Origin of the sequence: Lutibacter sp., from assembly GCF_013139515.1 — a bacterium.
Taxonomy (GTDB): domain Bacteria; phylum Bacteroidota; class Bacteroidia; order Flavobacteriales; family Flavobacteriaceae; genus Lutibacter.
Map to the genome: position 1 here is coordinate 1 of NZ_WTAR01000144.1, position 14567 is coordinate 14567.

The 14567-nt window shown below is 30.0% G+C and carries 11 protein-coding genes; 9 read left to right on the forward strand and 2 right to left on the reverse strand.

The window, feature by feature from the left end:
- The 4 genes from GQ540_RS12365 to GQ540_RS12380 all read left to right on the forward strand — a co-directional run.
- Positions 1-1496: alpha-amylase family glycosyl hydrolase (locus tag GQ540_RS12365; protein WP_291801550.1), on the forward strand; the 1496-nt coding region annotated here is incomplete at its 5' end.
- 253 nt (positions 1497-1749) lie between these two features.
- Positions 1750-2736 carry a 6-phosphofructokinase gene (gene pfkA, locus GQ540_RS12370; RefSeq protein WP_291801552.1) on the forward strand — a complete coding sequence of 329 codons (987 nt, stop codon included), beginning with the start codon at positions 1750-1752 and terminating at the stop codon, positions 2734-2736.
- 37 nt (positions 2737-2773) lie between these two features.
- Positions 2774-3775, forward strand: a complete 1002-nt coding sequence (gene gap / locus GQ540_RS12375; protein WP_291801555.1) for a type I glyceraldehyde-3-phosphate dehydrogenase — start codon at positions 2774-2776, stop codon at positions 3773-3775.
- 21 nt (positions 3776-3796) lie between these two features.
- Positions 3797-4657: an N-acetylglucosamine kinase gene (locus tag GQ540_RS12380; protein WP_291801558.1), complete on the forward strand. Its 861-nt coding sequence runs from the start codon at positions 3797-3799 to the stop codon at positions 4655-4657.
- Here GQ540_RS12380 and murF read toward each other — a convergent pair.
- Together murF and gldJ are read right to left on the reverse strand one after the other, a co-directional pair.
- Positions 4643-5899: a UDP-N-acetylmuramoyl-tripeptide--D-alanyl-D-alanine ligase gene (gene murF, locus GQ540_RS12385; protein ID WP_291801561.1), complete on the reverse strand. Its 1257-nt coding sequence runs from the start codon at positions 5897-5899 to the stop codon at positions 4643-4645. The genes GQ540_RS12380 and murF overlap by 15 nt on opposite strands.
- A 67-nt stretch (positions 5900-5966) precedes the next feature.
- Complete coding sequence (gene gldJ, locus GQ540_RS12390) at positions 5967-7664, reverse strand: gliding motility lipoprotein GldJ (protein WP_291801564.1); 1698 nt, start codon at positions 7662-7664, stop codon at positions 5967-5969.
- A gap of 179 nt (positions 7665-7843) precedes the next feature.
- Here gldJ and porU point away from each other — a divergent pair, with 179 nt between their 5' ends.
- The 5 genes from porU to GQ540_RS12415 form a co-directional block, all read left to right on the forward strand.
- On the forward strand, positions 7844-11653 hold the full coding sequence (porU, locus tag GQ540_RS12395) for a type IX secretion system sortase PorU (protein ID WP_291801566.1): 3810 nt from the start codon (positions 7844-7846) through the stop codon (positions 11651-11653).
- Between the two features lie 38 nt (positions 11654-11691).
- Positions 11692-12837 (forward strand): type IX secretion system outer membrane channel protein PorV, encoded by a 1146-nt coding sequence (gene porV, locus GQ540_RS12400; protein ID WP_291801570.1) that lies wholly within the window; start codon positions 11692-11694, stop codon positions 12835-12837.
- Between the two features lie 20 nt (positions 12838-12857).
- Positions 12858-13340, forward strand: coding sequence for a cytidine deaminase (gene cdd, locus GQ540_RS12405; RefSeq protein ID WP_291801573.1), 483 nt, complete (start codon positions 12858-12860; stop codon positions 13338-13340).
- 11 nt (positions 13341-13351) lie between these two features.
- On the forward strand, positions 13352-13741 hold the full coding sequence (locus GQ540_RS12410) for a group III truncated hemoglobin (RefSeq protein WP_291801576.1): 390 nt from the start codon (positions 13352-13354) through the stop codon (positions 13739-13741).
- Positions 13742-13767: 26 nt separating this feature from the next.
- A partial coding sequence (locus GQ540_RS12415; protein WP_291801579.1) for a ketoacyl-ACP synthase III occupies positions 13768-14567 on the forward strand: 800 nt, incomplete at its 3' end.

Genomic DNA, 14567 nt, shown 5'->3' on the forward strand with positions numbered 1-14567 from the left:
ATTACAATGTAAATCCAGATATGGCAAATAATCCAGAAAATCGTTTAGCAGAATTTGAAGAACTAATTAAGCGCACACACGATATTGGAATGAAGGTTATTATTGATATTGTGCCAAACCACATTGCAAGAGGGTATGTTGGAATGACCAACCCTGAAGGTGTGAATGATTTTGGAGCAAACGACAATACAAATGTAGAATACGATAAAAATAACAACTTTTATTATATCCCTGGTCAAGATTTTAAAGTACCAAACTGGGAAAATAATTACTTACCATTAGGAGGTGAAGTAAATGAACTTTCAGATCGTAAATTTGAAGAAAAACCAGCAAAATGGACAGGTAATGGGTCTCGATTGGCACAACCAAATTTTCATGACTGGTATGAAACTGTAAAAATAAATTATGGAATAAAACCTGATGGAAGTAAAGATTTTGAAGAATTACCATCAGAATATGAGACTAAAGATTATAAAGAACATTTTGCATTTTGGGAAGGTAAAGAAGTACCAGATTCTTGGAGTAAATTTAGAGACATTGCTTTATATTGGACTGAAAAAGGAGTAGATGGCTTTAGATATGATATGGCAGAAATGGTTCCAGTAGAATTTTGGAGTTATATGAATGCTTCCATAAAAATGAAAAACCCAAAGGCTTTTTTATTAGCAGAAGTTTACAATCCAGCTTTATACCGTGATTATATTCATAAAGGTAAAATGGATTATTTATATGATAAAGTGGCATTATATGATACTATAAAACATATTATGCAAGGACATGGATGGACAGATAATTTACCTGCAATTCAGAATGATTTAAGTGATATAGAGCATAATATGTTACACTTTTTAGAAAATCATGATGAGCAGCGTATTGCAAGTCCAGATTTTGCAGGTTCGGCAGAAAAAGGGAAGCCGGCAATGGTGGTTTCAACTACAATTAGTACAGCGCCAACAATGGTTTATTTTGGTCAGGAAGTTGGTGAGCCCGGTGCTGAAAACGCCGGTTTTGGAGCGCCTACACGTACATCTATTTTTGATTATATTGGAGTGCCACATCACCAAAGATGGATGAATAATGGAGCGTTTGATGGAGCACAGTTGTCTGAGTCTGAAAGTGATTTAAGAGATTTTCACAAACGCTTGCTTAATTTTACAATTAATAGCAGTGCGTTAATGGGAGATTATAAAGAAATTCATCATTATAACAGAGAACATACTGAAAATTATAACCATCGTGTATTTTCATTTGTGAGATGGTCTTCAGAAGAAAAATTAATAATAATTTCAAATTTTGATGCAGAAACAAGTTATGAGTTTGATTTGAAAGTTCCAGAAGATATTATTGCCGCTTGGAGTTTAGCTGATGGAACTTATCAAGTTTCAGAACAATTATATGAAGAAATGACTTCAGAATTAATAGTAGAAAATGGTAAAGGAATTGTGAAATTAAAATTAGAACCTTTAGCCTCATTAATTTTAAAAGTAGCAAATTAATGTTCATTCTATAAAAGTGATGAAATAAGTAAAAATTTTCTTCAAGTTGATGAAAAAATAAATTTCATTATTTTAAAAAATATTCACTAAATTTGTTTTAATAAATTGACAATAAGTGATTTAATTCATAAAAAAGGAGTTCAAAATTGAGCTCCTTTTTTACGAGATTTTGCGAAATCGTTATAGTTATTATTGGTTGTTTTTGTAGGAAAAAAATCGATTAAAAAGTAATTTTGTACAATATTTTTACCCTATGAATGAACCGATTAAAAAGATAGCAGTTTTAACCTCAGGAGGTGATGCTCCGGGAATGAATGCAGCCATTAGAGCCGTTGTTAGAGCGTGTACTTATTATAGCGTTGAATGTGTGGGGGTTTATAGAGGTTATCAAGGGTTAATTGAAGGTGATTTTGAGACTATTACTGCACGTCACGTAAGTAATATTATAAATAAGGGCGGAACCATTTTAAAATCTGCTCGTTCTATGGAATTTAAAACTGAAGAAGGTAGAGCAAAAGCCTATGCAAATTTAAAAAAGCAAGGTATTGGAGCTTTAGTACTTATTGGAGGAGATGGTACTTTTACAGGTGGTTTAAAATTTATTGAAGAGTATAACTTTCCGCTTGTTGGTGTTCCAGGTACTATTGATAATGATATTTACGGTACAGATAATACCATTGGATACGATACAGCATTAAACACAGTAGTTGAAGTAATTGATAAAATTCGTGACACAGCAAGTTCACATAATAGGTTATTTTTTATTGAAGTAATGGGTCGTGATGCAGGGTTTATTGCCTTAAATGCAGGAATTGGAGCAGGAGCAGAAGAAATTTTAATTCCAGAAAAAAATATAGGATTAGATAAATTTGTAGAATCACTAAATAAAGGAAGAGACAATGGGAAAACATCTAGTATTGTTGTTGTGTCTGAAGGAGATAAAATTGGTAAAAGTGTTTTTGAATTAGCAGATCACATTACAGAAAATTTTCCTGATTATGATATTAGAGTATCAGTTTTAGGACATATGCAGCGTGGAGGTTCACCAAGTTGTTTTGATAGAGTATTAGCAAGTAGATTAGGTGTTGCTGCGGTTGAAGCATTGTTAGATAGATCTACAGGTGTTATGATTGGAATTACAAACAATGAAATTTCAAAAGTAGAGCTTGATAAGGCTATTAAAATGAACAACGATATAAATTTAGAATTATTGAAAGTAGCTGAAATTACTTCAGTATAAAATAGAATAATAATAGAAATAAATAAAAACAAAAAAGATGTCAACAGTTAAAATTGGAATTAACGGATTTGGTAGAATTGGAAGAATCGCTTTTAGAATTGCGGCTAACAGACCAAACGTTCAAATTGTAGGAATTAATGATTTATTAGATGTAGATCACTTAGCATACTTATTAAAATACGATTCAGTTCACGGTCAGTTTGACGGAACAATTGAAGTAAACAACGGAAACTTAGTTGTTAACGGAAATGAAATTAGAATTACTGCTGAACGTAACCCAGAAGATTTAAAATGGGATGCTGTAGGAGCTGAAGTTGTTTTAGACTGTACAGGTATTTTTACAAATTTAGAAGGCGCTCAAAAGCACATTACTGCAGGAGCTAAAAAAGTAGCTATTTCTGCACCATCTGCTGATGCGCCAATGTTTGTAATGGGTGTAAACCATAAAAACATTACTGCTGCTGATACAATTGTTTCAAATGCATCTTGTACAACTAACTGTTTAGCGCCAATTGCTAAAGTTATTAACGATAAGTTTGGTATTGTTGAAGGATTAATGACAACAGTTCACGCTGCAACAGCAACACAATTTACAGTTGATGGACCATCAAGAAAAGATTTTAGATTAGGTCGTGCATCTTTAAACAACATTGTACCTGCATCTACAGGAGCTGCAAAAGCAGTAGGGAAAGTAATTCCAGAATTAAACGGAAAATTAACAGGAATGGCTTTTAGAGTACCAACTGTTGATGTATCTGTAGTAGATTTAACTTGTCGTATTGAAAAAAGTGCTTCTTTTGAAGAAGTAAAAGCAGCTATTAAAGATGCTTCAGAAAATGAATTAAAAGGAATTTTAGGATATACTGAAGAAGGTGTAGTTTCTCAAGATTTCGTATCTGAGCCAAGAACATCAGTTTTTGATGCAAATGCAAGTATGGGATTAAATGATAATTTCATTAAAGTAGTATCTTGGTATTATAATGAGTTTGGTTATTCAACTAAATTAGTTGATTTAGCTGAATACATTCATTCAGTTTAATAATAAATTAGCTCACAAAAAATGATTTTAATTGCAGATGGGGGTTCAACAAAAGCTGATTGGATTCTATTAGATAAAGAAGGTAATCAAGTATTTAAGACAAGAACCGAAGGTTTGAACCCTGAAATATTGAGTACAGATTTATTGATAAGTAGAGTGCAAGAAAATCAAGATTTAGCAGGTTGCAAAGATAAAGTAACCAATGTTTATTTCTATGGTGCAGGTTGTGGAACAGAAAGGTTAACAATGCTTTTAGCATCAGCTTTCAAATCATTTTTTGTGAATGCTAAAGTGGTAGTTAAAGAAGATACGTTTGCAGCAGTGCATGCAGTTACTTCTAAACCAGGTATGGTTTGTATTTTAGGTACTGGATCTAATAGTTGCTACTTTGATGGTGAAAATGTTGAGAATAGAGTTCCTTCATTAGGATATATTTTAATGGATGAAGCTAGTGGAAACTATTTTGGTAAAAAATTGATACGTGATTATTACTATCATAAAATGCCAAATGATATCGCTAAAAAGTTTGAAGAGCAGTATAATTTAGATGCTGATACTATTAAAAAAAGTATCTATAAAGAAGAAAATCCGAATGCATATTTAGCTCATTTTGCTGAATTTATTTTCAAAAATGATCGTAATTGTTATTTTAACAAAGTATTGCATAAAGGAATGAAGGATTTCTTTAAAAATAGAATATTACCATATCCAGAATCTAGAAAAAATCCTGTCCACTTTGTGGGATCGATTGCATATTTTTCACAAGATATTATTAATGATGTAGCAAGATATCACATGATTAAAATAGGTAATGTTGTGAGAAGACCAATTGATGGTTTAATTGAGTATCACAGAGAACAATTAAAGTTAGAGCAAGTCTAAAATACGTTCTAAAGCCATTCCTCTAGATCCTTTAATTAGAATTGTGGAATTGTAAATTTTTAAATTTTTATTTGAAGTTTCAAAAGCTTCAAAACTATCATAGATAAAAGCATTTTTTACACGAGTTGTAGAAAATGCTTTTCCTATTAAATACACTTGTTGAAATTTATAGGAAGTGGCTAATTCAGCAATGTGTTGATGTTCTTTAGCGCTATCATTTCCAAGTTCAAACATATCACCAAGAAATATTATTTTATTAGAATTTTTTAGCTGATTAAAATTTTCAAGAGCAGCTTCCATACTACTTGGATTAGCATTGTAGGCGTCTAAAATAATTTTAGATGAGCCTTTTTTAATAATTTGAGAACGATTGTTTGTAGGTATATAATTTTCTATAGCTAATTTTATTGCATCTTCTGAAACTTTAAAATAGTTTCCAATAGCAATAGCTGCTGCAATATTGTTGAAATTGTATTTTCCTATAAGTTGACTTTCAATAGTGCTGCTTTTGAACTTAACTTTAACAAAAGGATTGGCTTCAATAAATTGTATAGAATTATTAAATAAAATGGTTTGAATATTCTTTGATTGTTTTACCTGTATTTCATCATCTTCATTAATAAAAGCAATTCCGTTGTTGTTTCTTAAAAAATGATATAATTCAGATTTTCCTTCTATAATACCTTCAACACTTCCAAAACCTTCTAAATGTGCTTTTCCAAAATTTGTGATATAACCAAAATTAGGTTCAACAATATTGCACAGAAACTCGATTTCTTTTAAATGGTTTGCACCCATTTCAACAATTCCAATTTCAGTTTCTGAAGTCATTGATAAAAGTGTAAGTGGTACACCAATATGGTTGTTTAAATTGCCTATTGTAGCGGTAGTTTTAAATTTTTTACTCAATACTGAATTAATCAGTTCTTTAGTTGTAGTTTTTCCATTACTACCCGTTAATGATATAATTGGAATATTAAGTTGTTTTCTATGAAAATTAGCTAACTGTTGTAATGTTTCTAAAACATTAGTAACTAAAATTGTATTTGGGAGAGTATTATATGCTTCTTCATCAATAACAGCATAGTTTGCTCCTTTTTCAAGCGCATCAATAGCAAATTTATTACCGTTAAAATTATCGCCTTTTAAAGCAAAGTAAATACTTCCTTTTCTAATTTTTCGAGTATCAGTATCTGCTAAATATATTTGACTGTAAAGCTGATATAGTTGATTAATGTCCATAGTTTAAATATATAAAAAAACCTCACTAAATTTAGTGAGGTTTCTATAAATTTAATATTTAATTTTATTACTTTTTTGATGAAAATGCTTTCTTTTTAGTTGAAGAAGACATAGCGCCTAATCTATCTGTAGCACAACGGAAACCAATAAAGTTGGTAGCCATATACTCAGGTAAATATCTTCTTTGCGAGGCATCTAACCAGTATTCTCTATCTTTCCATGAACCACCTTTATATACACGTGATTTATCACTTATTAGTGTAGTTCTCTTTTTAGTATCATATTGTTGCATTAACAGTCCACTTTCTCCAATCACTCTAGGTTTTACAGGTGAATTATACATACGTGGTTTTGTTTCAAGTTCTTCTTCATCTTTACGATATTGATTAGTTGATGCTAAATCACCATCTTCAGAATCTATATTGTAAGCTTTTTCATAATTATTTCTCATGTAAGCATCACGTTTGCTAATAGGTATATATTTTATACTTCCAGGTAGGGTTTTTGGAATTATTTTACCATTATCTAACGTGTCATATTCAACAGAAACATCATCAATCATAACAACTTTACCATCAGCATCAATCATTTTTTTAGTAAAAATATTACCTCTAAAATAGTTGAAGTCGTTTGCATCGTTATCAATAATTGGTCTATATACATCAGCAACCCATTCAGCAACATTTCCAGACATATCATACAATCCAAAAGCATTTGGCGCATAATATTTCACTTCTTGAGTTATATCTGCTCCATCATTACTCCAACCAGGTACACCACTATAATCCCCTTTCCCTTGTTTGAAATTAGCTAATTGATCCCCTTTAGCTCTTTTAGTTTTATTACGAGTATATTTTCCATCCCAAGCATATTTTTTTCTACCTCTAATATTGTTGTATTCTCTATTTTCAATAATCGCTTTAGCAGCATATTCCCATTCAGCTTCAGTTGGTAATCTAAATTTTGGTGATAAAATACCATCAGAAACTTTCACTTGTCTTCCTGTAAATGAGCCTTTTGAAGGTTTTGATTCGCCCTTTTTTCTTTTAGCATTAGATGGTAACCCTTTATTATAAATACTTGAATCTCCTTCAAAAAGTAATGTTGGGTTTTCTAAATAAGTATCTGTACTAAAGTTATTTTGTCCTTGAACACCTAATGAGTCTCTTTCAAATAAAGGGTTTAAAACACCTTTATCCATTAATATTTTTTCATTAACTCTATCGCTTCTCCATTTGCAGTATTGGTTGGCTTGTATCCAACTTACACCAACAACTGGGTAATTTGCATAAGATGGGTGTCTTAAGTAGTTTTCGGTTAATAATTCATTAAAACCTAAAACATTTCTCCATACCAATGTGTCTGGAACTGCAGAACTGTATATGTATTTATAATTCTCATCGTTTGGAGGAAATACTTTCTCCATCCATTCTAGATAAAATAAATACTCAGAATTTGTTACTTCAGACTCATCTAAGTAAAATGAACGTACTTGTTGCTTCACTGGGGTTGTATTCCAATCAAATAAAACATCATCTTGTACATGTCCCATTGTAAAAGAACCACCTTCAATAAGTACCATTCCTGGAGGAGATTGTTGCCCTTTATAATTTGCGTTTGAAGAAAAACCTCCAGCTGCTTTATCTTTTGAATTCCAACCAGTTAAGGTTGAACTGTTATTAGATTTTCTATTATGGCAACTAACAAAGAGAATAGTAGAAAATACTACTATTAGTAATCGAGTTACATTAAATAAATTTTTCATACTCATTTTCACTTATTAGGGTTTAATCTCTCGCAATTTACATTAAATAAATTTTTTCGCAAGAAATAATTTTAATAAAATATTTTATTATGTTTTTGTAACGATTGTTTTTGTTCTTTATTATGTGTAATGTTGTATAATACTAAAAATAACATTTAATAAAATACGTTATTTATACTATGAACATGTTAAAAAAAAAATTGCTAGTTCTTTTCTTAATTGTTGGAAATTCAATTTTTTCCCAGCAAAAAGAAGTTAAAAATATAAAATTAAAATGGATTGATGCTATAGATTTTGTAATTAGTAAAAACAATAAAATTAAAACAAGTATTATTGAAGGAAATTTTGTTGATGAAAATTTAAATCCTACGTTTTCTAATAGTTGGAAAGTTAAAAATGGAACAATTGTAGGTAATTATACAATTAAAAATATTGTTTTTGAAACCATTTTAAAGCGCAACTATAAATTATACAATACAAGTTATTTATCAGATAAACTTAACTTAGATTTTAATATTGTTAAATCTAGAAATAATTTTTCAGCAATTTTAAATATTACACCACTTATAAAAGAAGGAACTACTATAAAAAGAATTATTTCATTTGATTTAGAATATACTTTATTAGCTTCAAAAAAAAATAACGTTGCTAAAAGTTCAACGGTTAAAAATTCAGTTTTAGCTTCGGGAGAATGGTTCAAATTTGCAATAGATACAACTGGAGTGTATAAAATTGATCGTGATTTTTTACAAAACCTAGGTATTAATGTTAACTCCATCAATCCAAAAAATATTAAAATTTATGGAAACGGTGGTCAAATGCTTCCTTTTAAAAATAGTGATTTTAGAGATGATGGATTACAAGAAAACGCTATTTATATATATGGAGAAGAAGATAATAGTTTTGATAGCATTGATTATATTTTATTTTACGCAAAAGGACCTCACAATTGGAAAAATACAGAGAGTGCTAATTTAAACGAAATAGAACATCAGTTTAATATTTTTTCAGACCAAGCTTTTTATTTTATTACAATTGCAGATACACCTGGAAAAAGGATTTCAGATAAAACACCAATTACTACACAAGCAAATGAGCAAATAACTACGTTTCACGATTATACTTTTTTTGAAAAAGACGAGGTGAATATGTTTGCAATTGGGCAACAATGGTTTGGAGATAATTTTAGTGTAAATAATGTACATAATTACGCTATACCATTTAGTAATATTGATACTTCAGAAGATATTATTGTTAGAGTTAGAGGTGTTGCAGAATCTTCTTTAACATCTCAAATGGAAGTTAAAGTTAATAATCAATCATTGTTTAATGTAAGTTTATCTGCAAATGGCGGACTTACAAAAGCAGTGGCAAATAAAAATAGTGGAGAGTTACAACTGTCAGGTAATTCAGTAAATGTTGAGGTTACGTATAACAACAACGGAAACCCTTCATCCAAAGCATATTTAGATTATATTGAAGTTTTGGGAATGAAAAAATTAAAAGCTGATGGAAAACAATTTTCTTTTAGAAATTTAAATGTAAACACCACAGCTACTACTTTTGAATACTTAATTGAAAATATATCAAATATAAATAACGTTTGGGATGTTTCAGATTCTCAAAACCCAACAAATATTATTAGTGAGGGAAGTAGCAGTAATTTTACTTTTAAAGTTAACGGAGGCACACAACAAGAGTATATTGTATTAAATGAAAATGATTTTTATACACCTCAAATTATTGAAAATTCCCGGATAGAAAATCAAAATTTACACAGTTTAAATAATGTGGATTATGTGATTATTACACGAGATTTTTTAACAGAACAGGCACAGCGTTTGGCAAATTATCACCTTCAAAATTCAAATTTAGTAGTGCAGGTTATTTCATTACATCAAATTTATAATGAATTTTCTTCGGGCTCTCCAGATATAACTGCAATTAGAGATTTTGTAAAGCATTTGTATGACAATGCAACAACAAACCAAGTAAAATATGTCTGTTTATTTGGTGATGCATCTTATGATTATAAAGACAGGGTTGGAGGAAATAATAATATTGTGCCAGTTTTTGAAGCTTTTAATAGTTTTAATTTAGCAACATCATATGTAACAGATGATTTTTATGGGATGATGGATGAAAATGAAGGTTCGTTATTTTCATTCGAGCGTCAAGATGTGGTTACTGGAAGAATACCAGTTTCAGACGTTTTACAAGCTCAAATGGTAGTTGATAAAATATTAAATTATTACAGTTCAAAATCTTTTGGAGATTGGCGAACACAAATAACGTTAGTTGCTGATGATATTGATGATGCAGGAGAAGAAGTGTTACAAAATGAGATGGAAAAAATTGCAGACACCATTTCTAAAAACAAGCCTATTTTTAACTTAAAAAAAGTGTATATGGATGCATATGCTCAACAAACATCATCAGGTGGTAATAGGTATCCTACTGTAAAAGAAGAAATCAACAATCTAGTTGAAAAAGGAACAGTTTTAATAGATTATTTTGGGCATGGAGGTGAAGATGGTTGGGCATCTGAACGAATTTTAGAAGTTTCAGACATTCAAAATTGGAATAATAATTTTATGCTTCCTTTGTTTATTACGGTAACTTGTGAATTTTCTAGATTTGACAATCCGTTAAGAAAAACTGCTGGCGAATTTGTTCTTTGGAACGAAGAAGGAGGAACTGCTTTTTTAATTTCAACCACAAGAGAAGTTTTTATTAGTGTTGGGCAAATTTTAAATGAACGATTGATAAAACCATTACTAAATTTTGATAATGAAAATTACACTATTGCTGAAACTTTAATGCATGTTAAAAATCAGTTTTCTACATCTCAACGTTATTTTGTATATGCAATAGGTGACCCTGCAATGAGACTTAGTTTGCCAAGCCCTGCAATTCATATAACAAAAATGAACGATGTGGATGTTTCACAATCGTTAGATACAATTAAAGCGTTGTCATATGTGAAATTTGAAGGTGAAGTTATAACTTCTAGTGGCGAAATTTTAAACGATTTTAATGGAGAGTTTGATGTTACAGTTTTTGATAAAGCGATTAATAAAACAACTTTGGATAATGATAATAGCAACATAACCATGCAATTTGAGGCTATTGAGAGTAAAATTTTTAAAGGAAGATCTAAAGTAGAAAGCGGAAAGTTTAGTTTTGATTTTGTTGCGCCAAAAGATTTAAAAATAGCTTACGGAAAAGGAAAACTTAGTTTTTATGCTTCAAATACTTTAATTGATAAAGCAGGTTACAATCTTGATGTAACTATAGGAGGAATAAATACCAACGCACCAGAAGATATAACCGGACCATTAGTTCAATTGTATATGAACGATTTAAATTTTGTTGATGGAGGTAACACAAATCAATCTCCATTATTTATTGCCGTTTTAGAAGATGAAAATGGAATAAACACTTCAATTACCGCTGTTGATCACGATATTGTAGCAATTTTAGATGGTGACCAAGCAAACCCAATTATTTTAAATGATTTTTTTCAAACCGAACTAAATAATTATAAAAAAGGAAAGGTAAGTTATCCGTTTAGAAATCTATTACCGGGTTTGCATACAATAACTTTAAAAGTTTGGGATACTTACAATAATTTATCTGAAACAACGTTTTCTTTCTTTGTAGTTGATGATAGTGATTTGATATTAAGTAATGTGTTGAATTATCCAAACCCGTTTGTTAATTACACCGAGTTTTGGTTTAATCATAATAAACCCAATGAGTTATTAAATGTTCAAATACAAATATTTACTGTGTCAGGTAAATTGGTGAAGACTATTCAAAAAACAATTCAGTCTGAAGGAAATTTATCTAGAACAATAATTTGGAATGGTTTAGATGATTTTGGGTCTAAAATAGGAAAAGGTGTTTACATCTATAAATTAAAAGTGAAATCATTAAATTCTAATGCAAAAGCAGAAAAAATAGAAAAATTAGTGATACTTCAATAATAAATGAAGATATTTGTTAAGTTAAATTTATTCAATTAATGAGAAAAATAACAATACTAGCAATCATAGTTTTAGTTGCATTTTCAAAAGTAAATGCACAAGTAGAACAAAATACAATAACAACAGCAGCACCATTTTTATTAATAGCACCTGATGCGCGAGCTGGTGGTATGGGAGATATTGGTGTAGCAACTTCACCTGATGCTAATTCACAACATTGGAATGCTTCAAAACTAGCATTTTTAGATTCTCAATTTACAATAGGTGTAATTTACACACCTTGGTTAAGAGAATTAACAAATGATGTGTTTTTAGGAGGTTTTTCTTTTGCAAATAGAATTGATGATCGCAGTGCTTGGGCTACAAGCATCAAATATTTTAACTTAGGTGAAATTCAACTAACTGACGATTTAGGAGGCGATCAAGGAATAGAAAAATTAAATGAATTTTCATTAGATGGTTCTTATTCATTAAAGCTAAGTGAAAAATATGCAATGGGTGTAACTATGCGTTATATTCGTTCAGATTTAGGTATAAAATCAGGAAACACACCATTAAAACCAGTAAGTACATTTGCTGTAGATATTTCAGGTTATTTTCAATCTGAAGAAAGTAATTATGGTAATTTTAATGGAATTTGGAGAGGTGGATATAATATATCTAATATTGGTCCAAAAGTTTCTTATACAGATGATAATTCTAACGAAAACTACATACCAACTAATTTAAAAATTGGTGGTGGTTTCGATTTTATTCTAGATAATTATAATAAAGTTACTGTAAACGTAGAATTCAATAAATTACTAGTGCCAACACCAAGTATATCTAGAGACGGAGATGGTTCTGCGCCCTATGTTCAAGAAGACACTAGTTTTATTAGCGGTATTTTTAGCTCGTTTGGAGATGCTCCAGGAGGTTTTAGTGAAGAACTTAAAGAATTTACTTGGGCAATAGGAGGTGAATATGTATATGATAATTCATTTGCAATTAGAGCAGGGTATTTTAATGAAAGCGATTTAAAAGGAGCTCGTAAATATTTTACACTAGGTTCAGGATTTAAATTTAAAAGTACTAACCTAGATATTTCTTACCTTTTTAATGCTTCAGATATTAATAACCCTTTAGAAAACACACTCAGGTTTTCACTATCGTTTGATTTTGGAGAATTGTTTGAAATTAACTAAAAGAGAAACAACAATTTTTAATGAAAAAAGTTGAAATTAAAACCCAAATTACTGTTTTTGATACCTTTGAAGAACTTTCAAATCCAGTAAAAAACTTAATGAATAAAGCTATAGAAGCAAAAAAAGATGCTTATGCACCATATTCAAATTTTAAAGTTGGCGCAGCATTTCTTTTAGATGATGGAACTATAGTAACTGGAAATAATCAAGAAAACGCAGCATATCCTTCCGGAATGTGTGCTGAGCGTGTTGCAATTTGGAAAGTATCATCAGAATATCCTACACATAAAATATTAAAATTAGCAATCACAGCAAGTTCATCAACTCAGTTAACAAAAGAACCAGTTGCACCTTGTGGAGCTTGCAGACAAACTTTATCTGAATATGAATTAAAGCAAAAAGATAAAATTGAAGTCTATTTTATGGGTGAAGTAGGTAAAATTATTAAAACCAATTCATTACTAGATTTACTTCCAATAGCATTTGATAAATCTTTTCTGTAAAAAAAATCTTTATGAAAAAAGATATTGAAAACAGACAAGATATTTACTTATTGGTAAAGAAGTTTTATGTTAAATTAATGAATGATGATATAGTATCACATTTTTTTGTTGACTTTTCAAACCCAACCCTTTTAGAAGAGCATTTACAAGTTTTGGTTAATTTTTGGGATAACATACTGTTTTATTCAGGTGAGTATCGTAGAAACGCCATGCAACCTCACTTAAAATTACACAAAACAAAACCATTTGAAACAAAACACTTTAAGTGTTGGTTATCAAACTTTAACGCTACAGTTAATGAATTGTTTGAAGGTGAAATGGCACACGCAGCTAAGACAAGGGCTTTATCAATAGCCACCGTAATGGAAATTAAAATTAATGAGCTAAATAACAAAGAGTAATTAACTTTGAATACTAATTTATTAGAATGAAAACACAATCAATAATTACAGGTACAGGAAGTTATATTCCAACATTAGTTAAAAAAAATTCAGACTTTTTAAATAGTCAATTTTTGAATGAAGATGGCTCATTAATGGATTATGAAAATGAAGTAGTTATTGAGAAGTTTAAAGCCATTACAGGTATTGAAGAAAGAAGATATGCAGAATCAAATTTAAGTTCATCTGACTTAGGTTTTTTTGCTGCTGAAAAAGCAATTGAAGATGCAGGAATAAATAAAGAAGAATTAGACTATATTATTTTAGCGCATAATTTTGGAGATGTAAAAAAGGATACAATTCAAAGTGATATTTTACCAAGTTTAGCATCAAGAGTAAAACATAAATTAGGAATTAAAAACCCTAGTTGTGTAGCTTATGATATTCTTTTTGGTTGTCCAGGGTGGATACAAGGTGTTATTCAAGCTGAAGCTTTTATAAAATCAGGTATTGCAAAAAAATGTTTAGTTATTGGTACAGAAACTCTATCAAGAGTTTTAGATCCTTACGACAGAGATTCTATGATATATTCTGATGGAGCTGGAGCTTGTATTATTGAAGCTGTTTCAAGTAATAAAGAAGTTGGTATAATTAGCCATGCAGCACAAACAAATACTTTAGATGAATGTTATTATCTGTTTTTTGGTAAATCTTTTGATAAAAATGAAGATTCAGATGTTCGTTATATAAAAATGCACGGACGTAAAATTTATGAATATGCTTTAAACAATGTTCCTTTGGCAATGAAATCTGCACTTGATAAAAGCGGTATTGATATTTCTGAAGT

What these genes read in the sequence shown, in the direction of transcription:
- pfkA (WP_291801552.1), top strand. Translation starts at nt 1,750, where the DNA reads ATGAATGAACCGATTAAAAAGATAGCAGTTTTAACCTCAGGAGGTGAT.
- gap (WP_291801555.1), top strand. Translation starts at nt 2,774, where the DNA reads ATGTCAACAGTTAAAATTGGAATTAACGGATTTGGTAGAATTGGAAGA.
- GQ540_RS12380 (WP_291801558.1), top strand. Translation starts at nt 3,797, where the DNA reads ATGATTTTAATTGCAGATGGGGGTTCAACAAAAGCTGATTGGATTCTA.
- murF (WP_291801561.1), bottom strand. Translation starts at nt 5,899, where the DNA reads ATGGACATTAATCAACTATATCAGCTTTACAGTCAAATATATTTAGCA.
- gldJ (WP_291801564.1), bottom strand. Translation starts at nt 7,664, where the DNA reads ATGAAAAATTTATTTAATGTAACTCGATTACTAATAGTAGTATTTTCT.
- porU (WP_291801566.1), top strand. Translation starts at nt 7,844, where the DNA reads ATGAACATGTTAAAAAAAAAATTGCTAGTTCTTTTCTTAATTGTTGGA.
- porV (WP_291801570.1), top strand. Translation starts at nt 11,692, where the DNA reads ATGAGAAAAATAACAATACTAGCAATCATAGTTTTAGTTGCATTTTCA.
- cdd (WP_291801573.1), top strand. Translation starts at nt 12,858, where the DNA reads ATGAAAAAAGTTGAAATTAAAACCCAAATTACTGTTTTTGATACCTTT.
- GQ540_RS12410 (WP_291801576.1), top strand. Translation starts at nt 13,352, where the DNA reads ATGAAAAAAGATATTGAAAACAGACAAGATATTTACTTATTGGTAAAG.